Source organism: Sphingobacterium corticibacterium, assembly GCF_004208525.1.
In the GTDB taxonomy this organism is placed as follows: Bacteria; Bacteroidota; Bacteroidia; order Sphingobacteriales; family Sphingobacteriaceae; genus Sphingobacterium; species Sphingobacterium corticibacterium.
The window spans coordinates 1,276,339-1,301,259 of record NZ_SGIT01000002.1; the positions used below are offsets into that span (position 1 = coordinate 1,276,339).

16 protein-coding genes are annotated in these 24,921 nt (G+C 44.3%); 1 reads left to right on the forward strand and 15 read right to left on the reverse strand.

Features of this window, described 5'->3' with window-relative positions:
* The first annotated feature begins 27 nt into the window (after positions 1–27).
* Positions 28–2,904: a DEAD/DEAH box helicase gene (locus EWE74_RS13510; RefSeq protein WP_130142048.1), complete on the forward strand. Its 2,877-nt coding sequence runs from the start codon at positions 28–30 to the stop codon at positions 2,902–2,904.
* A gap of 25 nt (positions 2,905–2,929) precedes the next feature.
* On the opposite strand, the gene EWE74_RS13515 is transcribed toward EWE74_RS13510, so the two are convergent.
* The 15 genes from EWE74_RS13515 to EWE74_RS13585 form a co-directional block, all read right to left on the reverse strand.
* Positions 2,930–4,222: a phenylacetate--CoA ligase family protein gene (locus tag EWE74_RS13515; RefSeq protein ID WP_130142049.1), complete on the reverse strand. Its 1,293-nt coding sequence runs from the start codon at positions 4,220–4,222 to the stop codon at positions 2,930–2,932.
* Positions 4,219–5,751 carry a phytoene desaturase family protein gene (locus EWE74_RS13520; RefSeq protein ID WP_130142050.1) on the reverse strand — a complete coding sequence of 511 codons (1,533 nt, stop codon included), beginning with the start codon at positions 5,749–5,751 and terminating at the stop codon, positions 4,219–4,221. The genes EWE74_RS13515 and EWE74_RS13520 overlap by 4 nt, the downstream gene beginning before the upstream one ends.
* The gene (locus EWE74_RS13525) at positions 5,748–9,395 is read right to left on the reverse strand and encodes a 1-acyl-sn-glycerol-3-phosphate acyltransferase (protein WP_130142051.1); all 3,648 of its coding nucleotides are present in this window, start codon (positions 9,393–9,395) and stop codon (positions 5,748–5,750) included. Before EWE74_RS13525 ends, EWE74_RS13520 begins: the two co-directional genes overlap by 4 nt.
* Complete coding sequence (locus EWE74_RS13530; protein ID WP_130142052.1) at positions 9,395–10,579, reverse strand: DUF2062 domain-containing protein; 1,185 nt, start codon at positions 10,577–10,579, stop codon at positions 9,395–9,397. Before EWE74_RS13530 ends, EWE74_RS13525 begins: the two co-directional genes overlap by 1 nt.
* A gap of 14 nt (positions 10,580–10,593) precedes the next feature.
* Positions 10,594–10,968: a hotdog family protein gene (locus EWE74_RS13535; protein WP_130142053.1), complete on the reverse strand. Its 375-nt coding sequence runs from the start codon at positions 10,966–10,968 to the stop codon at positions 10,594–10,596.
* A 10-nt stretch (positions 10,969–10,978) separates the two neighbouring features.
* Entirely contained in the window at positions 10,979–11,608 is a 630-nt protein-coding gene (locus EWE74_RS13540) for a hypothetical protein (RefSeq protein WP_130142054.1), read from the reverse strand.
* Complete coding sequence (locus EWE74_RS13545) at positions 11,586–12,212, reverse strand: outer membrane lipoprotein carrier protein LolA (protein WP_130142055.1); 627 nt, start codon at positions 12,210–12,212, stop codon at positions 11,586–11,588. The genes EWE74_RS13540 and EWE74_RS13545 overlap by 23 nt, the downstream gene beginning before the upstream one ends.
* Positions 12,205–12,975, reverse strand: a complete 771-nt coding sequence (locus EWE74_RS13550; protein ID WP_206365230.1) for a polysaccharide deacetylase family protein — start codon at positions 12,973–12,975, stop codon at positions 12,205–12,207. The genes EWE74_RS13545 and EWE74_RS13550 overlap by 8 nt, the downstream gene beginning before the upstream one ends.
* Positions 12,969–14,033: a beta-ketoacyl synthase N-terminal-like domain-containing protein gene (locus tag EWE74_RS13555; protein WP_165384717.1), complete on the reverse strand. Its 1,065-nt coding sequence runs from the start codon at positions 14,031–14,033 to the stop codon at positions 12,969–12,971. The genes EWE74_RS13550 and EWE74_RS13555 overlap by 7 nt, the downstream gene beginning before the upstream one ends.
* Positions 14,030–15,229, reverse strand: a complete 1,200-nt coding sequence (locus tag EWE74_RS13560; RefSeq protein ID WP_130142057.1) for a beta-ketoacyl-[acyl-carrier-protein] synthase family protein — start codon at positions 15,227–15,229, stop codon at positions 14,030–14,032. The genes EWE74_RS13555 and EWE74_RS13560 overlap by 4 nt, the downstream gene beginning before the upstream one ends.
* A complete protein-coding gene (locus EWE74_RS13565; protein ID WP_130142058.1) occupies positions 15,229–15,486 on the reverse strand; it encodes a phosphopantetheine-binding protein in 258 nt (85 codons plus the stop codon). The genes EWE74_RS13560 and EWE74_RS13565 overlap by 1 nt, the downstream gene beginning before the upstream one ends.
* Positions 15,487–15,532: 46 nt before the next feature.
* Positions 15,533–16,081, reverse strand: a complete 549-nt coding sequence (locus tag EWE74_RS13570) for a beta-ketoacyl-[acyl-carrier-protein] synthase family protein (protein ID WP_130142059.1) — start codon at positions 16,079–16,081, stop codon at positions 15,533–15,535.
* Positions 16,082–16,189: 108 nt separating this feature from the next.
* Positions 16,190–18,778, reverse strand: coding sequence for a xylan 1,4-beta-xylosidase (gene xyl3A, locus EWE74_RS13575; RefSeq protein ID WP_206365231.1), 2,589 nt, complete (start codon positions 18,776–18,778; stop codon positions 16,190–16,192).
* A 42-nt stretch (positions 18,779–18,820) separates the two neighbouring features.
* Complete coding sequence (locus tag EWE74_RS13580) at positions 18,821–20,416, reverse strand: glycoside hydrolase family 28 protein (protein ID WP_130142061.1); 1,596 nt, start codon at positions 20,414–20,416, stop codon at positions 18,821–18,823.
* Positions 20,417–20,541: 125 nt separating this feature from the next.
* On the reverse strand, positions 20,542–24,879 hold the full coding sequence (locus EWE74_RS13585; RefSeq protein ID WP_130142062.1) for a hybrid sensor histidine kinase/response regulator transcription factor: 4,338 nt from the start codon (positions 24,877–24,879) through the stop codon (positions 20,542–20,544).
* Positions 24,880–24,921: the final 42 nt, after the last annotated feature.

Sequence of the window (24,921 nt, forward strand, 5' to 3'; positions counted from 1 at the left end):
CTTTTTTGAAAGACTTCAGGAATTTTAATGCAGCAGGTTGATAGCAAATTACCATTCAAGTTAATCTATTCGTTAGGACAACACCCTTATTTGGGCTACTTGATAGAACCCCATATTGTTCAATTGAACACCAATGGTTCTTATTCGCTGAGCTATAAACGTATTTTCACGAATACTATTGGTGATTTTGCACCGGCATTGGACGAAACCGATTATCATCTTATTACCTTATTAGATGAGATCGAACAAACACATATTATTAAAGCTTTCAACAAAAAAGCCATACGTCCCGTAGATTTTTTCGGAAATGTTTTCGATGAAAAAATTTACGATCGGATACGCCCGAAAATTGAGCAGAAGATGCTCACCGTATTAAAGCAGTTGCAGGATAAGCCGCTTTTTTTAATGAGTAAAGACGGTTATCCTGCCGATCAGGAAATACATATTGCCGATGAGCCTACCTCTATCTTATTCCATTTTCGGCGCAATGAGACAGAAACCCGCTATTTCCCTACCCTAAAACACAAAGGCCATCGACTGGACTTCATGTATAAAGGAGCACAAGTTATCGTGAATAAGGAGGCTTGGTTGTTGGTAGAAAACACCTTATACTATTTCGATCAGGATATAGATGGCAAGAAACTCAGCCCGTTTCTGAGCAAACGTTATATCAGCGTCGCCCGCAATACCGAAAGGCGATACTTTGAAACTTTTGTAAGCAACCTGATCGAAAAACACCATGTGTATGCCGAGGGGTTTGAAATTAAGACCCATAAAGAAAACGCAACCCCCATCCTAAAGCTATTTTACGTCCCTTCCGGCCAGTCTTTTTTACAACTGACCTTTGCGTATGGTCCTTATGAGTTTTCGGCCGGAACAGAGCATCCTGTTACGGTACGATTAGTATACAACCAAGAAGCGGACACGTATATTTTTCATCGGATAAAGCGTTCCCTCGCGTGGGAAAAAAAACAAGGTATTTTCATCGAAGAATTAGGTCTGCGCAAAAAAGATTTGTTGTTCGCAAATTATGTAGTCAACGGAGAACGTGAATCTATTGTTGATTGGTTAAATAACCAGCAACACTTGCTTTTAGAGAAAGGATTTATCATCACCCAGGCAAAAAGTGACCGACGTATTTTCATCGGAAAGACTTCCCTGGAAATGGCGATCGAAGAGGGTAATGATTGGTTTGACATACGGGCGGTGGCACATTTTGGCCCCTATGAGATTCCCTTTGTCGCTTTAAGGGAACATATTTTAAGTAAAAACAAAGAATTTACATTACCCAATGGGGAAATCGCGCTAATTCCAGAAGAATGGTTCTCCCAATATGAACACCTATTCCTTTTTACGACGAATAAGCATAGCTTAAAGCTAAACAAAACCCATATCGGATTATTATATGAAATATCGGAGCATACGGAACTTTCTTTTCATCGCAAACTAGAACAATTATTAAATTTCGACAGTATCGCGGAAGCACCAATGCCGACCGGATTTCGAGGCGAACTTCGCCCCTATCAGCGCGCGGGTTACAATTGGTTTCACTTCCTACAGGAATACAAGTTTGGCGGATGCCTTGCAGACGATATGGGCTTGGGGAAAACCGTACAGACACTCGCTTTGCTACAACGGCAAAAAGAGTATTTAAAAGAAACAGACCATGCCAAAACTTCCCTGCTGATACTGCCCACATCACTCCTTTACAATTGGCAGAAAGAAGCCGAAAAATTTGCACCGAAGCTTCGTATACATCTTCACACCGGTTCAAATCGTCTAAAAGATACATTTGGCTTTTCCCATTTTGACTTGGTGATCACGACCTATGGCGTTGTACGTAGCGATGCAGAAATGTTAAGCAAATTTTTCTTCAACTATATTATTCTAGATGAAAGCCAGCATATCAAAAACCCGACTTCCAAATCCTTTAAGGCGATTAAGGGTCTTAAAAGCAAACATCGATTGGTATTAAGCGGTACACCCATAGAAAATTCCGTTGGCGATATATGGTCGCAGATGCATTTTGTAAATCCGGGTTTACTCGGTTCGTACAGTTATTTTCAGAAAGAATTTGTAGTACCTATTGAGAAAAAGAAAGACGAAGAAAAAGCGGCTCGTCTACAAGCCATCATCAAGCCATTCATTCTCCGCCGCACCAAAGACCAAGTTGCCAAGGAACTTCCTCCAAAAACCGAACAAACCGTTTATTGTGAAATGACAGAGGAACAGATGAAGCTATACGAACGTATAAAATCGGAATACCGTAACGCCCTTCTGGACAACCAGTTGCAGCAAAACGGGCAGGGGAACCAGATTATGTTATTACAGGGACTCACCAAGCTTAGACAGATAGCCAACCATCCCATCATGATAAACGAGGAGGAAGCTTTTTCATCGGGTAAATTTGATACCGTGGTGGAGATGCTGCAATCTATTATCGCCGAGCGCCATAAAGTGCTTATCTTCTCCCAATTTGTAAAACACTTACAATTGTTTCGAGACTATTTCGACCGCGAAAAAATAGCCTATGCTTACCTGGATGGAAACACCAAAAACAGAGCCGATGCGGTAAACACCTTTAAAGAACAGGAAAACACACAAATCTTTTTAATCTCCATTAAAGCAGGAGGTGTAGGGCTTAACCTTACCGAAGCAGATTACGTATTTATTTTAGATCCTTGGTGGAACCCGGCAGTAGAACAACAAGCTATTGACCGCTCACATCGTATCGGACAAACGAAAAATGTATTTATATACAAATTCATTAGCAAGGATACCGTAGAGGAAAAAATACTAGCGCTCCAAGGCCAAAAGAAAGCACTGTCATCCACGCTAATTACCACAGAAGAAAGCTTTATAAAATCGTTATCCACGGAGGATATACAGGAATTATTACGATAGTTTCTTTTTAAAAAAAAAGGACAAACTATCTCCTATCAATAAAGGTAATCGGTTTTCGGCTCAATGGATTAAAAATAATACGCTGTAGCTCTTCCGACGGTCGTTTTTCCACACGAGGTGCCACCCGTAATTTTGCCCGGAAGTGATCTTTGATCTGCATCAGGAATTCTTCGGCTGTCTCCTTTGTACTGATATAAATGACAATTTCATCCGTCCCAATATCATTGTGCGATATTTCGATGATATGCTGTTCAATTTCGGGAAAGCCAACAAGTAAGTCGTGCATGGCCGGTGGATACAAGGTCGTACCCTTATATTTTACCATCTGTTGCTTTCTTCCCTCTACCGGACCAATCCGATAAGTGTGACGACCACAGGCACAAGGTGCCGTATGTTTCCGGACGATATCACCCGTTTTAAATCGTAATAACGGCACACCTTGGACACCTAAGGTCGTGATAACGAGCTCTCCAGGATCACCGTCAGGCACAGGTTGCTCTTCCTCGTCCAGTACTTCCGTAATAATAAGATCTTCATGCACGTGTCCGCCTTGGAAAGCCCCACATTCGGTAAAAGCCGCTCCCATTTCTGTCGATGCATACGTAGAATACAATTTTAACGGCCATTTTTCACGAATGCGTTGTGTCAACAAAGAATCGTTGAGCGCGGCATCCCGCAAAGACTCACCTATACATAAAACCGCTTCTATACCAGCGTTACGATAATCAATGTTTTGCTGTTCTGCATATTCAATCATCTTTAAGAGAAAAGAAGGTACTGCAATCAAAAATCGGGGCTTATGCTGTAAAATAACATCCCATTGCAATTGCGGGATACCCGATCCCACCCGTAAAACACCCGCACCAAGCTTCCGTAGACCGAGAAAGTAGGCCAAACCCGCCATAAATCGCCTGTCCATCGTTGTCATCAATTGCACCACATCTCCCGGTTCGACACCGATCGTTCGAAACGAACGCATTTCGTTGTAGGCCAACCGTTCCAAATCGTCGTTTGTAAGTCCAAAAGTTACCGGTCGACCCAATGTTCCCGAGGTGGTACAATAATCGATAATCTTTTCGCGTTCCACACAAAAGAAATCATCATTATGCGCTTGGATATCATCTTTACGCGTTGTCGGTATCCGTCTTAAATCTGCTAGCGTGCGAATCGTCTCGATGTCAATAGCATAATCTTCAAACAATTGTTTGTAATAGGGAGAATGCGCCCGCAGATAAACCAATTGTCTTCGCAAGAGCTCCTCTTGGTAAGCCTTGATTTCTTCCGGGGATTGCCTCTCCATAACGACCTGATGTTTCATGATGTTGTATTACGTTTTCCGATCTTGTTTAACAAATAGGACTTCCCTACTATTTCAGAACAGGTTGCTATTGCCCCCACGGTCACCCCCAAAATGCCGTGCATATACACCCCATGCCCCGTCAAATACAAATTCTCCACCTTTGTTTTTGGTGCAATGAACGTCTTCAAAGGATCGCTCGCATCCTTCATGTGACCATATAGATTACCCCTGTACATCCCGATATAGTCTCGATAGGATAAAGGGGTCGATACATACGTTCGATGCACAGCCTCCACCAATTCGGGAAAACGATGTTTCATTTTCTGGAATAACTGTTCCGTTTTCTCTTCTTTAAAAGCTTCATACGCCGATCCTCTCCCATCGGGATGAACAACCGTATTCATTGTATCCGCCCATGCCTCCACCTCCTCAAAATGCATATAGGTAAGAACCGTAAAGGTATCCGCATAACCGGGATGCCGAGGATCCTCTGTCATGGACAGCATGAACATATTGCCCCAATCTTCTTTTTTGTAAGCAGCAGCATGCCATACCGTATGCGCGCTTTGGTGGCAATATACATTATGGGCATGGTAGGGAACTTCTGCCGCTCGCAACACCGCGTGTACGCTAAAGGAAGAAGTTGTGACAGGTAAGGTTTGAATACGGTCATAAAAAGCTTTCCGAAAATGCGCTTTCCCGACCAATTGTAAAGCTCGTTTAGGGTCAATATTCATAATAAATAACTTTCCGTTAACCCGTTTGCCATGAGCCGTTATTGCACAACGTATCCGTTGCTCCTGGATTTCCAGCTTTATCACCTCTTCACGTTTGTAGGCTTCCCCACCCAGCTTCCGCAGTTCCCGGATCAATAATTTACTGATCTGGCTTCCGCCAAGCGTACATTTGTAGGCACTTTGGATATAGGAATTCACCGCAAGTGCATGAACATAAAAAGGCGTCTTATCGTCTTGCCCTGCATATAAAAAATTATTCCCCACCAATACCGCCCGCAACCGTTCATTCCCTGTCAATTCCGTGAAATAGGCCTTCACACTTTGGCTGATAACCGCTGATGCATATCCCTCTCCCTCTTCCGCATAATACAAAGGAAATGCCTTACACGTATATTGTAAATCAGCAATATACTGCTTCAAGGCCGCGCGCTCCGACGGAAAATAAGCCGATAAGCCCTCCACAAAAGCATCGTACCCCTGTGCAATAGGGTAACAGCTTGCTTCATCCGCAAAACAAATCTGGTCGAAAACCTCCGGCATCGGTTCTAGTTGGAGATGGGGCATAATTCCGAGATACGAAAAATAACGGTGCAGGTTTTGCCCCTCCGCCAAGCCCCCAATATAGTGTACGCCGGTGTCAAACACTTTCTTATCGCGGGAAAAAGTTTGCAGATTTCCACCAAACTGATTGTTTTTTTCCAACACACAAACGTGTAATCCCTCCTTAGCCAGTATAACCGCCGACACCAAACCGCCGAGTCCGCTCCCTACGATAACGACATCATATTGTTTATCTGTTGCTTCCGTCATTTATAATAGCGAATTAGTGTGTCCGATAATACGTCCTCTTTCCACCCTAAAGGCTGTAAACCTTGTTCTTTTTTAAAGGTATAGATTTCTTTAAAGCTCTCCAAAAAGGAAACCGGCAAACGAATGAATTCGACGAGCGGATGAACGATGAGCACCGCATATTGCACATCCAGGTGTGAAACAAAACGAACGTGGCGCCATTTTTTCCAATAAATACTCTTCGCTACCGCATGTTTCTCCTCATCTGCAATGATACCTAGCACTTTCCGGTTGCCACTTTGTAAAGACAACAGGTAATCGAATTCACCATATGTGTCGGAAATATGCACCATCCGCTCGGCGTCCCCTAAATGCTGATGCAGCTCGTGGTAATAAGCCGAAAATTGCGTTATATTATGCTTAACAGATCTTAAAATATCCTCGTCTTTATAATAATATGCGAGCTGTATTTTCCGTTGAAAATAAAACACCCCCTCTTCTTTTCGGCGCAAAGCACTATACTGTTGCCGAAAATACTGCATCATGCTTTTGGTACGCGCCAGATACCCCTCACCGAAAGTAGCATCATCTATCCGTATGCGTTCTCCAATAACCGGTGTCATAGCACCTCCAAAGATAAGCACATCACTCTTCGGTAATACGTCCCCATTTCCCAGGAGGTATATAGGCAATATATCCAGCTGCAGCTGTTCCGCCAGATAGCATGCGCCTTTATGGAAACGCTTTACCACGTTATCATACGAACGCGTTCCCTCCGGAAACACGATCAACGAATAGCCCTGTGCCACTTTCTCCCGAAGGATATCCATTCCGCTTTCTAATCCTTGACGCACGGGATAAAACCCCAAAGCTTTTACTGCACGTCCAAAAATAGGCGAATTCCAGACCCAATCATTGACGAGAAAAATAGCTTTGGGCACCAGCATGCCGAGCGATAGGGTATCTAAAAATGAGCTATGGTTGGCAATAATAACAGCGGGCTTTTCAAAGGTCTCTCCCGCTAAATTAATCGTTTTATGCTTTGTTTGTGGATGCAGATATAACACGGATTTCATAAACACAGCCATCGTCTTGCGGAAAAACACATCTTTCTTTTCCTTTGATAGCGGTAAAACAGCAAGGACCACCCTACCGAAAAAAGAAATGACCAAACAGCCTATTCCGTAGTAAACAAAAAATAACAGAGACAATAAGAGGATTGTTATCGTAAAAGGCGATTTTCCCTGCTCCGCCCGATTGGAAATAAAGAAATGGAATAACATCGGATAGAACACGAAGGTAATGATGACTGCCGAAAAGACACCTATCAAGGAAACCGATGCGATGGACAATAATGCAGGATGTTTCGCAAAGACCATGGCGCCAATCGCCAACACCGTGGTCAATACCGCCAACAAGATCGAGGTCCGATAGGTTTGCAGCGTATCTTTACCCGTACTGTACTGCTTTTGCAGCGCAGCCGTCATAAAGATACTGAAGTCCACACCATGTCCGAAAACCAACGTACATACAATCGCACTAAATATATTGAGCTCCAAGCCAAACAACCCCATAAGCCCCGCAGTGACCAAACCGGTAAGACCGATCGGAATCGCACTCAACAGCACTAACTCCAATCGGCGAAAAAATACCCAAAGTATAAAAAGCACCGCAAAGAAGGAATAGCTCACCAAGCGGTTAAAATCAGCACGCAGTTGTCCTAAAAATGTTTCATTCAGCTGTTGGCGATCAACAACCAATACATCCGCATTTTCCTTGATCGTCCGAAGGAAAAGTTCGCGTTTCGCCTCATCCAGCTTTACTAAGGTAGAAATGGTGAAAAAGCTATCTTGTTCCGCCATGAAATCTGATAACCCCAAAGCCTGTTGCGATTGGAAGTCACGCCATCCTATCGGCTTTGGTTCGTCCTTTAGTAAGGTATAAAAATCAGCATGCGTTTCCCTTTCAAAACCATATTTTTCGCCTTCATCTTGTAATTGCTCGATAAGTTCATCCTTCGCATGGCTTTTCCAAAACTGATTCCATACCGCGATCTTCTCTTCTTGTAAACTAGCGGAAAGAGGTAGCATAAAACCATTATAATCTACAATTTCCTGGTTGGTTTTCGCCTCCTGCAGAAACCCCATTAAACGGTCTGTCTTCTTGGCCACCTCGTCAAAGGTTTCGCCCGTAGCCACTAGATAAACAGATTTGGACGAAGTATTGGTGAGTTGATCTAATTTGCGCTCCGTTTCCCGCAAAACCGGTGGTACAAAATTTAAATCACCCAGATTATGGTTATACCCTACCCGTCCGCTTGTAAAGCAGCTCAACACCATCAACACCAAACAAACAGCAATCAGCACCTTGCTGCGTTCAAACGGAAATGCGGCCAATTTATCCAGTATAGCATTTGCCCGAAGTTCACGCTTCGGACGATAAAGATGCGGCACGATGAGCAAGGTAAAAACAGCAGAAGAAAAAATACAGATCGAGGCAAAGATACCCAAGTCCACCAGCGCTTCCGAACGTACAAATAACAGGCAGAGAAACACCACCGCATTCGTTGCTCCACTCATCAACAGCGGACGCGTCAATTCCTGGTATAGCTCGCGGACATTCCCCGATTTTTTATAGTGTGTCAGGATGTGCAGCGCATAATCAATCGTAATACCGACCAGCACCGCGGCCACACTCAAGGAAATCGCTGAGATAACAGGTTTGTACAGATAAAGGCAAGCCGCGCCAAACAAGCTGGCGAAAATGGTGGGTATAAAAACCAATAGTGGAATATATATCCGCTGATAAAACAAGATCAACAAAAGCATGAGTACCGACATCGAGATGAGTACGGTGGTCGAAATATCCTTCTTGATTTGCTTGGCATTCGCTACAGCGATAAAAGCGGTTCCATAATAGGAAATCGTAGCTTTCTGCCCGAATTGCTGCTGCAAGGTGTCTCGCAAACGATAAAGATGATCTACCAGCGCGGTATTATGCTCTGTATCTGTACCCTGAAAAGTCGGATCCAGAAAAAGCAGTAGTTGGCTGGTGTCGGTGCTGGTTATAAACCCATCATAGAGCATAAAATTTTCCCCCACCGTATGCTGCTGCATCCTTTGCAAACCTAACAAAGCCAATCCCAATGGATCTTTTAGCACAAAATTCCGCATAACAAAACCTGTCGGCGAAATCAAGGTACGGTAATTTTGAGCAACCCGTTCCGAAATCGTGTCAGGTTGTATTCGCTCGGCGATCGAGCGATAATCCCCTACATTTAAAAACAGGGGAAGGTTTTGATACACAAAATCATACGTATCCTCCATTTCTTCCTGTCCTATTCTACCCGTAATCCCACGGATATATAGGCTGTCTGTCTGGATGGAATCTATAAACACTTGCGCCGCCGCTGTCAGGGCATCAGGTTCCGTACGCGTCTTGTTTTCTATTAAAACCGTTATTTTGTCGGCGAAATTAATTTGCTTCAGTGCTTTGGAAAATTCATCTGTCTGCTCATTTTTCGGGATAACCTGCGTAATATCCTCTTCAAAGCGAAGATGGGAGGCCAACAAGCTACACCCTACTAAAAACAAGACGGCTACAAGAGCAGCAAAGGCTTTATTACGCTGAACCCAAACATAGATATGATAGAATATCTTCTCCATTACGGCGATGAAACGGGTTTTTGATGATAGAACTTAATAAAAAAATAACTGGAAAAACCTATTACAATGGCCATGCCGCTCGCTAACAAGAAGCTACCGATAACATATTGCCAAAGATGTGATTTAATAGTATCTAAAGATACCCCATCAAGCTGAAACGATGACGGAGACGGGTAGACCAAGCCACCCACCAACAGGGAGGCGTATATCACGATCGGAATAAATGGCGCAAAACTAATATTGGAAAAGACGAAAGCAAGTACCTTATTCAATCGTAGGAAAACCGCTAACGTAATCGTGATAGCGGTCTGAAATCCCCAAAAAGGTGCTATACCCATAAAAACACCCAGCCCAATCGACAATGCCTTTTTTATAGGCGAATCCGTGCTGCCTAATATATTTTCCCGTACGAAGTCAGACCATCTTTTTTTTTTAAAGCTGCGGAAGAAATTACGGGGGAGAATATAAAAAAATGTCAAAAAAACCAGTACCGTATTTAATATACTGATACGCGTAAAATCTTTGAAAGGCCGAAAGTGGGACACGCGTTCATCGGGATCGTATAACACCCCCACGGGAACGTTTTTTACGTCAACGCCGCGCCAAGCCGCGCGAACGATAATCTCTATTTCAAACTCAAACTTACGGGTATAAAATTTTTGCGATATAGCGCGGAGCGGATAGGCCCGAAATCCCGATTGCGTATCGGTTAATTTAACACCTGTTTCCAACCAAAACCAGAAATTCGAGAATTTATTACCAAAGCTGCTCTTCCGCGGTACGGAATCATGGCTCATGTTACGGCTTCCGATCAATAACACCGGACAAGTCGCTTTAGCAATAGCATCAACAAACACCGGAATATCAGACGGGTAATGTTGACCATCAGAATCGATGGTTATCGCATAGTCAAAATGCCGATCTCTCGCCCGCTTTATCCCCTTTCGCAGTGCCATGCCTTTACCCTGATTATGGGTTGATGTGATAATTTCTATTTCGGGATATTGGTGTAGGATCGTTGGTGTCGTATCCGTAGAACCGTCGTTGACCAAGATGACATGAGGGGTATATTGGAGCACACCATCCAATACACGTGTCAGGGTCTTTTCATTATTATACGTAGGTATAATAACGACTATCCCTAAACGTTCTATTTCTCTCCTTATCGTTTCGTGTTCAACCATTTATCCATTTTTTCCTATACGATCCTATACGTATGTGTCAATTTGAGTGCCATGGTTTCTCCAAAGGTCGTAGTATTTTTGACTTTTAACTGCCCCTCGTTATCGTAGGAGATTTCAAGCGCAAACTGTAGCACAGGGTTCTCATTGGGATTGATTAAGGCCGTAAACTTTACATTGGAGGCACGCACTAAGAAAAGAGATTTTTGTTCAACGGTCTCTGTTAGTTCCTTCACGATCTGCATCATACACACCCCGGGAGCAACCGGATTACCGGGAAAATGACCGTCAAATATGGCGTGGGAAGGGTTCAGACGTACCTCCGCCACATATAGATTATCCGACAGAGATCGTATATGCTCCACGCGATAAAAATCCGGTAATAAGGTCATATCACTCGTTTTATAGGATAGATTGATTTACATCTAGCGCAAGATCTATTGTTATGGGATACTTTTTATGTTCTATCGCTATGCTTGTGGGAATATCTTCTGCATTCCACCCCTGATAAACAATCGCTAAATACGCTTTAGCTCCTTTCGCTTGCTGGATCCTTTCTACTTTACGTTCTTTCAACACATAGTAGTTGTTATCCACGACATACACCGGATAATAATGCTGTTGATTGGCAAACATCACGGCCGATGTAGCATGGCGCTGTGTGGTCATTGTCCGAAAAATATCGACAATTTCCCTTACTACACGGCGTTTATTCAAGTCGTGCATCGCATAATGCAATTCATGCCCATCCGGCGAAATACTGACATCAAATAAGGTTTGACCAAAGTCACTCACCAACGCTACACGATGTTCATTGCGTCCCAAGGTTTTGATCATCAAACTACCATTCATCTCTTTTTTAAAAGCATGCAGTTTCGCCCGATACACAAACGTCTGCGTGGTGTCGATGTAATAATTATTCAGTTCCTGGGTTGCTGATTCGCGGATCCCCGAGGCATTCGGATAACGGTATGTGCCACAAGAAGCAAGAAATAACAGCAGGAAAAAACTACAGGTTAAAAATCGATTCATCAATCGTTGTATTTACTTTTCTATTCTTTATCACAAAATGCGTATAGTCGTTGGAGGGTTCGACAAGCTTCACCTCCTCTATGTGCTTATCCGTCGACGAAAATAAAAGGACAATCTCTTTAATGTACTTTTTCGCACCCGCTAATTTCGGTGTCAAACGTACCATGTCAGCGTTGCCTTGCTTCAGATAGGAAACCGCAAATTCCTTCTCGTCGTATTTGCCGCCGCGCAGACTGGAAGAAACCAACGCACTTATTTTTTCAAATTGCTTACTGTTTCCGATCTCAATCGTTTGCTTCTTCCCCTGGTCATCGATATAGATTTTATGGTCTTTGAACACCATCTTATACTGAAAAGGTGCCGTATATGCCCAGCTCAATTTATCGGGATGTTTTACATACAGCTTTCCAGCCGACTCCACTGGCTTTTTCATAAAGCTAAGGTGCTTGTATTGCACAAAATCTGCCGATACAGTCTTGATTTCTACAAGCTGTTGTAAGGACTTCTGAAAGCTGGCCTGTTCATTTGCCGTCATTTCCCTCGTCTGTGCCCATCCGCAATAAGGCATCAAAAAAAACAATAAATACAGTAATTTATCATTCATATCCCTGCAAATTTAACAAATCATCTACAGAAACCGATATATATCCTTGTTTCTGTAAATAAGGAAGCAGCTGTTTTAGGGCATCGACCGTGCGTTGTGAGGTATCATGAAAAAGGATAATATCCCCAGATTTCAACTTTTGGCGCACTCGGCGATAGATTTTATCATCATCTCCTATCACCGTATCTAACGAGCGATTGCTCCACCCGATGACGTGCTGTTTCGTGTATTGGACAGCCTTTGCTACCAATGGATTAGTCACCCCAAACGGCGGTCTGAAGAATTGTGGCTTTTTGCCTACGATTTGTTGTATAATTAAATTACATCGCTCCAGCTCTGTAACAATTTCCCTTTCTTTTAAAAAACCAAAACTTTTAGGATGGCTGTAGGTATGATTACCGATGGTATGCCCTTCGTCGATAATCATCCTTGTGATATGCGGATACGCCGAAACCTGTTTTCCGATACAGAAAAAGGTCGCTTTGAATTGATAAGTCTTCAATAATTGCAGCACTTCGGCAGTATAAGGAGAAGGACCATCATCGAAAGTCAGCGCGACCTGTCGTTGTGCATGGCTTTTTTTTCGAAAAAAAGTGGGGATAAAATATCCTAGACGGATATCAAACGTACCCCAAGCGGTCAAACCAACCGACAACAGTAAAATGACAAGAAACCAAGCAAAAGAGTATCCAAAGATGCCGATGAGCATCGTGATAAATCCGGCTACTAGAAACAAGGGATATAATACCTTATGCTTTAACATGCCCGAACAAAAACGAGAGAATGATCTTTACCCCGATAGTGATTATAGATCAAGATATTTTTCCAGACAGTTTTTGGCAGACTTTTATCGTTCCAATACAACATAGAAGGAACGGTCTGCTGTTGTAGCACAGAAGCAGCCACCGTTAAACCAAAAGCCGAACAACTATCAAACTGACCACTTAACTGCTTATAATATAACGGTGTGGCGAATGGAAGTATTTGCTGTATAGCTATATAGAATAAATCATCCTGTTCATCACCATTATAGCCTAGGACAACCGCATCGATAGTCGTTGGCTGTATATCGTTTGTCGTCAGAAAATCCTGTAAAAAGGATCCTGTTTCTGCTATATCCAACTCGTTTTGCAAGGCGATATCCACGACTTCCCCATACGATGTTTCTGTTTGATCGATGCCCATGGAAAAGAAACAAGCACCTTCTGCATAATTAACTCCCGGCGACAGGCTGTTTTTAACCGTTTCCCGGACACCATCTGCTTTGATATATCCCGCAGCCTGCAGAAAAGCATAAGTCTGTTTGGCGACCTCATCAATTCCTCCCAGTAACACATTTTTATGCTCTCCAGATACTAACAACAATAGTGTATCCAACAAAGCCGATTCAAAAGAACTTGCTCCGTTTACGTGTGTTACGTTGTATCCTTTGCAGGACAGCTGCAGCGCGATCTGAGCAGCGACGGTATTGTGCGTAGATTGGATAAAAGATGTTGGTGTGAGAAATTGTTCGTCGTTTTCCCACATACTACGGAGGAATTTATCAGAATCTTCGGAGCACCCCAATCCGGTTCCGGTAATAATGGCATCCGGCGTCGTCACAGCAGCCTCCGCTAACGCTTGTTGTGCGGCATACATCCCCATCTTCATACCTCTCGACATACGACGGATCGCCGCTGGCGAAGCCAATCCTTTATACGACGGCTGATCAGCAGTGGTAATAGCCTGATCGATTTCCCGTGCTGCTGAAAAAAAATCCGGTCGCCACACACCCTGCGTTGTCACTGCACCAATACCGTTTATAAATACACGTCTTTTCAAGCTTTTGAAAAAATAAGGGATGAACAATTACCCCCGAACCCAAAAGAGTTAGAGAGCACATGAGACACCGATCGGTATTGTACCATCGTCTGCGGTATCATATCGAATTCTTCCATCGGTGTATCGAAATGAAGGTTCGGAAATACCAGATCCTGTTGCAATGCCAACATGCTATATACAGCTTCGATGGCACCCGCTGCAGCCAATGTATGTCCTGTAAAAGGCTTCGTTGAGCTAAAAGAAGGTGTCTTATTTTTAAAGATACGTTGCATGGCCCGCCCTTCCGACAAATCGTTGTTCGGTGTAGCTGTCCCATGCACATTGATATAATCGATGTCTTGTGACCGCAACTGCGCAACGGCTAAGGCCTTTTGCATGGCCAGGAATGCTCCTTCTCCATTTTCCGAAGATGCTGTTTGGTGAAACGCGTCATTTGCGTTGCCATAGCCCGTTAGGTAGGCCAACACATTTTTACCTTGCTGTTTTACCGTTTTTTGAGATTCTAACACGAGATATGCCGCACCCTCTCCCAAGTTAAGCCCATTACGGTGCTTGTCGAAGGGTCGACAAGGTGCATCCGATAAGATCATCAAGGTGTGAAATCCATTAATCGTAAACTTGCTCAAGGCATCCGTTCCGCCTACGACGACGCGATCCAGGCGTCCAGAACGAATCAAACGGGCACCCATCATGATAGCATTGGCGGCTGACGAACACGCTGTGCTCACGGTCGTGACGAGTCCCTTTATACCCAGATATTTCGCTATTTTATGGGAGGAATCGCCTGCTGGATGCGAAGGGATATAACGACGCCATTCGGGTGATGTAAGATAGGTGGGACCATATCGTTCGGTATAGTCCATACCACCGACGCTTGTTGATGATAGAAATCCCGTCCTTAGCTGATTGACATCGTCAATGTTAGCGGATTTTAGTGCTTGGCGGGCGGCATAAGCGCCTAAAAGAGCTGTTCGCGTAAAGGAATGAGGTGGCGATAGCTCCAGATTGTCCGCCAGTTCGTCATTGCTGGATTTTACCTCGCCTACCCAAATATATTCTTGTAAACGTGTAGGAAAGTTTGCGATTCGTGAAAGGCCATGTTTACCTGTCTGTAAAGCCTGCAGGTTTTCTTCCCATGTATTTCCAATCGAAGAAATAACACCCAAACCAGTTACCGCAACGCCCTCGCCTGTCATTACTTCGTTCTATTTTCCGAAATATAGGTTGTCATCGTTTCGATAGACTGAAAAATAGACTTACCCAGCTTCGGGTCAGACAATTTAATGCCATACTCTTTATCCATCAATACAATCAGCTCCAATGCATCGATTGAGTCTAAGCCTAACCCTTCATCAAATAAAGCCTCGTCATCCTGTATATCCTCGGGGGTAATATCTTCCAGATTTAGTACGTTGATAATTTGCTTTTTTAGCTCTTCTTTTAATGCTGTCATCACTCTTCAAAATAAAAACAAACCTAAACAAAATGCGCCGCATTCACTAAAAAATATACAAAACTGCCCGATACGCTTCCTGAAAATATTCTACCCATCCATACAAGACGCGCTTTGCTTTACCGGATTGCAGCAAGTAATTAGCATATGCCGTAATCGTTTCTTCGGGGAACTCCTCCGCAACGAAAAAAGCATGCTCTGTTTGCAAACCGTGCCGGATAGCAATCTCACCAGCACAGATATTCGCAAGCGTATAAACAAAGGTCGCTGGCCGTGGATAAAAATGTTCGGGATCCTGAATACTTTCCTGATGTTTTACATCGGTATCCAGACTACCGGATCTGTTTGCTAAGACAAGAGCAAGCTCATCCTTATCTTCTTCCTGTAAGATATATTCAGCAGCCAGAAAAGCCAGTTTGCTCAACGCATCCATCTTATAGAATTTCGGATAGTCAATATCCAGATGAAGAAAAGCTCCCTTCGCAAAATCTGAAAAGGACACATGGGGTTCACTTGACCAGATCAGTTTATCATCGACAACAATCTGATGCTGTTCAATGGTACAGGATTTCCGTATATTGGTTTTTTCTAGCATGTGGGCATAATTCTCACCTCAAACATAGAAAAATTTGTCCTATTCATCAATGTATTGATGGAATAAAAGTCTGCAAACACGATTGAAACCCGCGATATATAATTAATCCTACCACAGCTCCAGACTTAATTTTTTAAGATCACTGTCCTGCGAGCTGCTGCCCACAAAAACATTGAATTTGCCTGCGCTAACATCCATCTCCTGCGTAGCTTCGTTCCACCACTCGAATTGTTTGGCCGAGAGCTCGAGTACAACATCAACAGTCTGTCCAGCGGGAATATGCAAACGCTGGAATGCTTTTAGCGTTTTGTGCGGACCACTTTTGTCTTTTGCTTTATTCAGATATACCTGCACGACCTCTTCGCCATCAATACCGCCTGTATTGGTAACCGGAACAGTCACGAGGACGGTTTCTCCGGTCCTTACTTTAGCCTTGTCCAGACGAGGCTTACCGTATGCGAAGGTGGTGTAACTCAAGCCATATCCAAAAGGAAACAGCGGTTTCTCGTTCATATAACGGTACGTGCGACCTTCCATATCATAATTTTCAAAATCAGGCAGTTGCTGTACATTTTTATAGAAAGTAACAGGCAGACGTCCCGCCGGATTGTAATCGCCAAATAGCACATCGGCCACGGCCTTACCGCCGGATTGTCCGGGATACCAGGCTTGCAAGATGGCCTCGCAGTTATCTACCTCTGGCTCGAATCCTATTGGTGAACCGGAACAATTAACCAAAATCACTTTCTTTCCCGCATCTTTTAACGCTTTTATTAAATTACGCTGTACGGCAGGGAGTTCGATATCGGTACGATCACCGCCTTTAAATCCGGGCAAATTAACGCCCATCTCCTCACCTTCCAGTGACGGAGAGATCCCCCCTACAAAGATGACAACATCAGCATCCTTTACCTTTTCGACTGTCTTGGCCACATTAATTTCTTCCTTATATCCAAAATCGAACATCAACTGCGCATCACCCCTGTTATAGAAGAAGTCGATTTGCAGGTCATAAGATTTTCCAGCCTCGACTTTCATCCCATGGGACATCTTCCGACTCCCGTGATTCGCCTTCACGCCCTTGACCTCTTTGCCATCTACCAATAGATTAACGATGCCGTTGACATAAAAGTCAAACACGACCTCACCCGAATGCTGCGGAACAAATACCGTATTGTAACTCGCGGAGAAATCGGTAAGTTCCACACCTGCTGCAAATACGGTAGCCCCCATGGTATTAAAATTGAAAGGCGTCGTGATCTGTGTCTTGACATCGGCCTCTCCGCTACGCTCCGTATTGTTCCAGTAACGAGCACTAAAACCCGGGCCATCTGCCGAACGACATTGACCGAAAGCACTTTCCATCAGCGTATTCTCGACAAGGGAAGATCCCTTTTCATAGATCAGCTTGTCCGTACTACCCAAAGCTGCACGGATACCTTCCAAAATAGTGATCGTACGAGCCGGTGTCCCGTTATAATTCCCCCACTGCATAATCGAATCGTTGGCATTAGGACCTACGACTGCTACCGTGAGATCACCGCGTTTTAGGGGCAACACGTTATTTTTGTTCTGTAATAGGGTCATGGACTTGCGGGCAATATCTACCGCCAGTTCGTCATGTGCTTCGGAAGCGACAACATCGTAAGGTATTTTGGTCCACGACACAGCATCCTGATCGTCCAACTCGCCAAGTTGAAAACGTGCCAATAGCAATCTCCGGACGGATACGTCGATATCTTCTTCTTTGATGTACCCTTTCTGCACGCTCTCTACCAAAGCTTTATAACTCGATCCGCAATCCAGGTCTGTTCCGGCCAGCACGGCATATGCGGACGCGCTTGCCGCATCTGGATGTGTTTCATGCGCTCCTTTTCCGTAAAAATCACGGATAGCACCACAGTCAGCTACCACAATCCCCTCATAGCCCCATTTCTCCCGCAGGATCTGATGGAGTAGCTGGTTACTGCCGCAGCAAGGTTCGCCTTCAAACCGATTGTAAGCGCACATTACTTCTTTCACTTGTGCATCTTTGACCAAAGCTTCAAAGGCGGGAAGGTAGGTCTCCCATAGATCGCGCACTTTGATATCCTTGGCGTCGAACGAGTGTCTGTTCCATTCCGGACCGGAGTGCACAGCAAAATGCTTGGCGCAGGCGTGTAGCTTATCGTATTTCTCACCCGATGGTCCTTGAAGTCCTTTTACTGCAGCAACACCCATCAAACTGGTTAGGTAAGGATCTTCGCCATAGGTTTCAATCCCTCTTCCCCAACGTGGATCCCGATAAATGTTGATGGTCGGTGTCCACATGGTCAGCCCCTGGTAGCGGCCGTATTCACCGCGCTGCATATAATAACTGTTCTTGGCCCGAGCCTCGTCCGACACGGCAGTGAACACGTCAAAAACAGCCTGATTATCAAACGTGGCCGCCATACCTATCGGCTGCGGATAGACCGTCGCAATCCCTGTCCGTGCCACACCATGAAGTGCCTCATTCCACCAATTATAAGTCTTCATTCCTAATCGTTCTATGGGCTGCGAAACATCCAGCATTAGCGCAATTTTCTCTTCCAATGTCAGACGCTTTAATAAATCTTCCACGCGGACTTCAAAACTCAGCTCCGGGTTCTTGTAGGGTTCCTGTGCGTACACCGTGCCGGCAATAAATAAGCTAAAAGCTAAAAAAAATCTTATCATCCTTTTGTTCATTTAAATAATTCGTACTACCTCGATATGTTCCTAGTTTGCGATACCGCGCGGTAGATCTATGTTTCTGGACTCCGCTCCTTTGATCAGCACAGGTTTTTGCATTTGCTCCGGGTACTTAAATCCTTTAACCGACATCTCCTTCACATTGTTCAGCAGCAGTGCCGGACCTTCCTGGGGATAAATCGCCACATTCTCAAACGTTACCTGTGTTACATCAGATAGTTCCGCTCCCCTTCTAGCCGTGATAACCGTATTGCTCACGTTAATATTCGACATATTCATTTCCGGTAGGCCGTTAAAAAACATCGCCTTGTCCACATTACTTGCTACAATATCGCTGATGTATATATCCTTAAAGATAGGTGTAGACACATCAACTGCCGGAATGCTATCCGTCCTTTTGGTAAAATAATACAGATCAAAAGACATGGGTTCGTGGACAATATCAAACATATTGACGCGTTGGATATAGATATTCTCGACCACACCTCCCCTACCGCGGGCGCTCTTGAACCGTAGACCGATATTCGTACCCAAAAACTGGCAATCCGAGACAAAAACGTTCCGGACACCACCAGACATTTCGCTTCCGATAACAAAACCACCGTGACCACGGAACACCCTGCAGTTTTCGATAATAACATTTTCCGTAGGACGACCGCGCTCACGGCCTTCTTCGTCTTTGCCCGACTTGATGCATATTCCGTCGTCCCCCACATCAAAGGTAGATCCAGTTACAATTACATTCTTACAAGATTCGATATCCAATCCATCACCATTCTGCGCATAGGACGGATTGCGTACCTGTATATTGTCGATAATGAGATTTTCGCAAAGGAAGGGATGGATGTTCCAGCTCGGAGAGTTTTCGAAAAGTACGCCCTCCAATAACACATTTCTGCACTCCACCAAGCTTATCATGACAGGGCGTAGAAAATCTTTAATGGACAACCAATCTGCTTCGGACGAAAAGGACTGCCGGTCGGCGGTATCTCCCTTTAGGGCGCTGGCCGAAGGATACCATAGGCCTGCGTCTTTAAGTACACCACCAGACTGTAACACCTTCTTCCAATGTGCTTCAGATACCTTCATCTTTTTTAGCGGTCGCCAAGCTTCTCCCGAACCATTGATGACACCCTCTCCGGTAATAGCCACGTTCTCCAAGTTCTTTCCAGATATCGGTGATTGGCAGCGTCTACTCTCCCTACCCTCAAAAACGGCTGTCACCAAAGGATACAGGTCAAAATCCGAAGAAAACAATAAAATCGCACCTTTCTCCAGGTGCAGATTAATATGGGACCGCAAAACGATAGGGCCAGTCAGCCAGACGCCCGATGGCACCATCAGCGTACCCCCACCTTGGGCAGACAGACCAGCTATGGCCTTTTCGAAAGCTTCTGTATTCAATGTGACTCCGTCGGCCTGACCACCATAGTCTTTGATATTGACCATGGTTTTTGGAAATACAGGTCGCTCAAGAATGGGCATTTCAAAAGGAAGGTTTTTATACAAGCGCTGATAATCCTTGCACGGAATTTCCAAAGCCTGAGCCATATGGAATCCGACGTTCAGCAAACAGCACAAAACAGCGAAACGAATATTTTTTTTTGTCCAGAGATTGATCATATACCAATTCGTAAGTTTAAAATATGTATTATACCATTAGTCAACTCCTGCAATTATAGAGGTTAAACCCTATAAATACCGTGGACATTTTGGAACTATTCGTTAGTCAAATTGGCATAGCCGCATTATTTAAACCGATTCTTGTACTGCCCCGGCGTCATTTGATATTTTTCCTTAAAACACTGGGTAAAATACCGTACATCAGAAAACCCGACCATATACACGACTTCTTTAATCATATATAGCTGCGTCTTTAAGAGCGCAGCCGCATGCGTAAGACGTATATCCCGCACAAACTCCACTGGAGCCAGTCCGGTGAGGCTTTTTATTTTATTAAAAAAAACCCGACGGCTCAGATGCGTCTGATTGACCAAATCGTCGATTGTAAACGTATTGTCGTCCATATGCTCTAGTACACTTTCCTGCAATTTCTGTAAAAACAGCTCGTCCTGAACGGTAATGGCATTATGTACAGCAGATTTTACTTCTTCCGCCTGTTCTGGCGCTGGCTTACTTCGTAGATGGTCGGCATGCAGACGCCTTTGCTTGAGGATGTTGTCAATCTTGGCTATCAACAGGTTGACGCGGAACGGCTTCGTAATATAATCATCTGCTCCCCTGCGGATACCTTCCAGTTCGTGCTGTTCTCCCGCCTTAGCTGTCAATAGAATAAAAGGAATATGGCTAGTATCCCGGTTGTCACGTACATTTTGTAGGAAGGTAATTCCGTCTACGGTTGGCATCATGCTGTCGCTCAAAATAAAATCAGGCATATGCTCCAATGTCTTTTCGTATCCTTCCTTACCATCACCGGCAACATATACCTCGTAATATTCTTGAAGCAGCGAAGCGATAAAAGTCCGGAGATCCGGATCGTCCTCTACAACCAGAACAGACATTTTATCTGCTGGCGCTATAGATTCGATATGATCTATAACGGGGATCGCCAAATTCTGCGGAGCATCCCCATTCTTACAGATCTCTACTTCGGTATCGTGGACAAAATGATCTAGACCCAATAGAAACTCGACAGTAAACGTCGTACCGCTACCAACCTCGCTGTCTACGTATATCTTCGCATGGTGTTTCTCCACGATCTCCTGTACAATGGAAAGTCCGATACCAGTGCTTGGTTTGCTCTTATCCTTACTGAAAGACACGAAACGGGTGAACAGCTTCCCTAGGGTATCCTTGGTCATGCCTTCTCCATAGTCCCTGATCTGCAATGCAACTGCATTTTCCCTGGAGAGGATCGAAACTTCTATGCATTTACCTTCTGCAGCATGCTTGACGGCATTGGAGATGAGATTGTAAGCTAGCTTTTCCAATCCTTCGGAATCCGCCCATATTTTCATATCTCCAACCTGATTATCCACGACCAGTGTGACGCCCTGATCCGCAATGATCTGAAAAGATCCCCGACAGAGTTCTTCTATAAAGGTCCCGATCGGAATCTCTCGTATCTGTAGATTTCGGTTTTGAATCTTTCGAAAATCAAGAATCTGATTGACCATTTTCAACATACGGTTGGCGTTACGCAAGACCAACTGAAGCTGCGGTTTAAGGATCTCATGGGTCTTACCGTGCTGTAACATGTGTTCGATCGGCGATACGATCATCGTCAGTGGCGTCCTGATTTCATGTGATATATCGGTGAAAAATCGTGTCTTCAGCTCCGCCTGTTCCTGTTCCAGTTTGATACGGTCACGCATACGGTAGAAAACGAACAGCGACCTAAAGATAATATACAGCAGGACACCAAAAGACACGGTATATATAAAGTAAGCCCATTTTGTAAGCCAAAAGGATGGCTGGATAAGCAACGACACCATTCGGGTATTGGATGTCCAGCTCCCATTGCTATTGGTAGACCGGACCTTGAACACGTATTCACCCGGTGGAATATTGGTATAGTTGGCCATACGCTGCTGCTGCCCATAAATCCAATCCTCATCAAAACCCTCCAACATATACGCATACATGATACCATTGGGATCGGCGTAGTCGAGTGCTGCATATTCCACACTGAACGTATTCTGATCATGCTGCAAAACCACCTCATCTGCATCATCAATCTGTACCGCGAGGGCATAATCCTGATTAGCGACCTTGAAATTAGTCAGTGCTAGATAAGGGGTGAATGTATTTTTAGCTATCCGATGTGTAGAAAAAGACAACGTGCCGTGCGCACATCCGTAGATCAGATCTCCCTCTTCCGTCAATAAGGGCGATGCTTCCGTAAAATTCTGATTGCGAATGGCCCTACTCACGTCGTTGAACTGCTCAAACGATTCGGTTCGGGGATCGAAGCGTGAGAGGCTGCCCTCGCTATTTATCCATAAATTTTGGTCCCCATCCTCGGAAATAGACAGCACAATGCTGGACAACAGACCGTTCTGGCGATCATAAATCTTGAATGTTCCCGGAAATCCTTCCGCATCAAAGTGCTGAACTTTTGCCAGCCCGCCTCCGAATGTAGCCACATACACTTCATCCTGGCCTGTTACCAACACATCATATACGTCGTTGGCATGGAGACCGCTCTCCTTTTTGTCGCGTTTGGCATAGATCCTATGGGTTTTAATCTGTCGCTGTCCATAATCCATATCCAATACGAGAAGTCCTAATGTGGTGCCTACATAGACCTTATTTCCTCGACTTTTGATATCGCGGATCCGCAGACCGATTTCCGATGGATAGTTGGCAAATCTGTTGTTCTGGTTGATAAATCTTTGTTGCTGCGTATCAAACAGATTGATTCCACCACCAAAAGTTCCTATCCAGATATGGCCTTGATCATCTTCGTGCATGGCGTATACCGCATTGTGGCTCAGACTGAACCGGTCTGAAGCATCATGTGCGAATTGCTGAATATGAAATGTTTCTCCTGGTGCATTGTGCGGTGTGAGCACGTATACCCCATTACCTTTGGTGCCAATCCATATTTTACCCTTGCGATCCTGAAGAAAGCTATAGGCTGCCGCCGATCGAAGCGGTGTTCCGTTTTTGGAAATGCTGCCATCCTTATTCAGAAAACCTTTAAACTCCTTTTTTGCATCATAGACAGAAATGTAGCCATTCATGCTGCCCAACCAGATACGTTGCTTATCATCCTGTAAAAAAGACCTGACCTCAAATCCTGTTGCCGAAACCTTATTGGAGTAAAAATCATTTAACCGGAAGAGCGGATTATCAAATACAATCTTTTCGAGCCCTCCGGAGCGGGCACTCATCCAAAGATTGCCCTGTCGATCCTGAAAAATATTGTGCAACACGTCCGAAAACCGCCACTCGGACGACAAAGGATTATTATAAAAGGGTACCAATCTATCTGTTTTGGGATCGTAAAATGAAAAACCTCCGTGCGGATGTGTCCATATCCCCCCCATCTTGTCCTCCACAATAAAGAAGGAAGGATGCACAGCCTTATTGTTTCCATAATCATTGGGGGTATAGTAACGGAGTTTGTCCTCTATAATATTATATCGTGCCAAACCTTTGGAATTGGTTTCTAGCCATATATTATGGCTTTTATCCACAAAACAGGAGATCATCTCGTTGGTGGGAAGTTCTTTGGCGGTAGAACTATCCACTTTTTTTAGTTGGCTGCGCTGTCGATCACAGATGATAAAGCCGTCTTTAGCGCTCAATATCACCAATAAGTTATCATAAACTTTGGCCATCGATACGATATCGGAAGACAGGCCGGTTTCAAAAGGCAAAAAGCTTTTACTTGTTTTTTGATAACAAAGTATCTTCCCTCGACCGGAACCAAACCAGATTTCCTCGTCAGTCTCCAATGCACAAAAAAATGGTATCCTATCCAATGCGGATCGGGGCGCTGTATAGAAATTATTTAATATACGACTCGCTTCGGAAGCTACCGATACCTGCGTCACACCGTTATCCGTAAGTATCCACGATACCCCCTCTTGATCTTCGTAAACCGAATAAACTTTATTCCCCGGCAGATTGTTCCTTTCCAAGGAAAAAGCATGTTCACCGGATTTCGTGACACATACCGCACCCTCTTTCTCCGAGGTCAGCCATACATTACCAGAGGGCTGTACGCGTATATGCGAGGTCTTGAACGTCTTATTACTGGCCGGATACCGTGCCACGAACTTTTCTGTACGTGGGTCAAACTTGAACGTTTCCTGATTATAGGCACAAAGCCATATATAACCATCGTTATCTTCCAATATCTTGTCTACCCGATTGGTGGTCATTACCACAGCATCCCCCGGACTGGTTTTGTACGAGGTGAATGTATGCCCATCAAATTTACAGATACCATCCCAGGTACCCAACCAGATAAACCCTTTCTTGTCTTGCGTGATGCCCATGATATTACGCTGTGGCAGCCCCTCCTGCAAGCTATAGTGCTCTATGGAGGATCTAGGCTGGCCGTATAACCGCACAAAAACTGACAACAACAGCAAGGTTAGCGTAAATATTCTCATCCTCTTCTCTGGCAATAAACAAAAACAAATATTACGGTCTTT

Bases quoted from the DNA above. Each gene is read 5' to 3' on its own strand.
- EWE74_RS13535 (WP_130142053.1), bottom strand. From the start codon at position 10,968: ATGACCTTATTACCGGATTTTTATCGCGTGGAGCATATACGATCTCTG.
- xyl3A (WP_206365231.1), bottom strand. From the start codon at position 18,778: ATGATAAGATTTTTTTTAGCTTTTAGCTTATTTATTGCCGGCACGGTG.
- EWE74_RS13530 (WP_130142052.1), bottom strand. From the start codon at position 10,579: ATGGTTGAACACGAAACGATAAGGAGAGAAATAGAACGTTTAGGGATA.
- EWE74_RS13570 (WP_130142059.1), bottom strand. From the start codon at position 16,081: ATGCTAGAAAAAACCAATATACGGAAATCCTGTACCATTGAACAGCAT.
- EWE74_RS13550 (WP_206365230.1), bottom strand. From the start codon at position 12,975: ATGTTAAAGCATAAGGTATTATATCCCTTGTTTCTAGTAGCCGGATTT.
- EWE74_RS13565 (WP_130142058.1), bottom strand. From the start codon at position 15,486: ATGACAGCATTAAAAGAAGAGCTAAAAAAGCAAATTATCAACGTACTA.
- EWE74_RS13560 (WP_130142057.1), bottom strand. From the start codon at position 15,229: ATGACAGGCGAGGGCGTTGCGGTAACTGGTTTGGGTGTTATTTCTTCG.
- EWE74_RS13520 (WP_130142050.1), bottom strand. From the start codon at position 5,751: ATGACGGAAGCAACAGATAAACAATATGATGTCGTTATCGTAGGGAGC.
- EWE74_RS13540 (WP_130142054.1), bottom strand. From the start codon at position 11,608: ATGAATCGATTTTTAACCTGTAGTTTTTTCCTGCTGTTATTTCTTGCT.
- EWE74_RS13545 (WP_130142055.1), bottom strand. From the start codon at position 12,212: ATGAATGATAAATTACTGTATTTATTGTTTTTTTTGATGCCTTATTGC.
- EWE74_RS13585 (WP_130142062.1), bottom strand. From the start codon at position 24,879: ATGAGAATATTTACGCTAACCTTGCTGTTGTTGTCAGTTTTTGTGCGG.
- EWE74_RS13525 (WP_130142051.1), bottom strand. From the start codon at position 9,395: ATGGAGAAGATATTCTATCATATCTATGTTTGGGTTCAGCGTAATAAA.
- EWE74_RS13515 (WP_130142049.1), bottom strand. From the start codon at position 4,222: ATGAAACATCAGGTCGTTATGGAGAGGCAATCCCCGGAAGAAATCAAG.
- EWE74_RS13510 (WP_130142048.1), top strand. From the start codon at position 28: ATGCAGCAGGTTGATAGCAAATTACCATTCAAGTTAATCTATTCGTTA.
- EWE74_RS13580 (WP_130142061.1), bottom strand. From the start codon at position 20,416: ATGATCAATCTCTGGACAAAAAAAAATATTCGTTTCGCTGTTTTGTGC.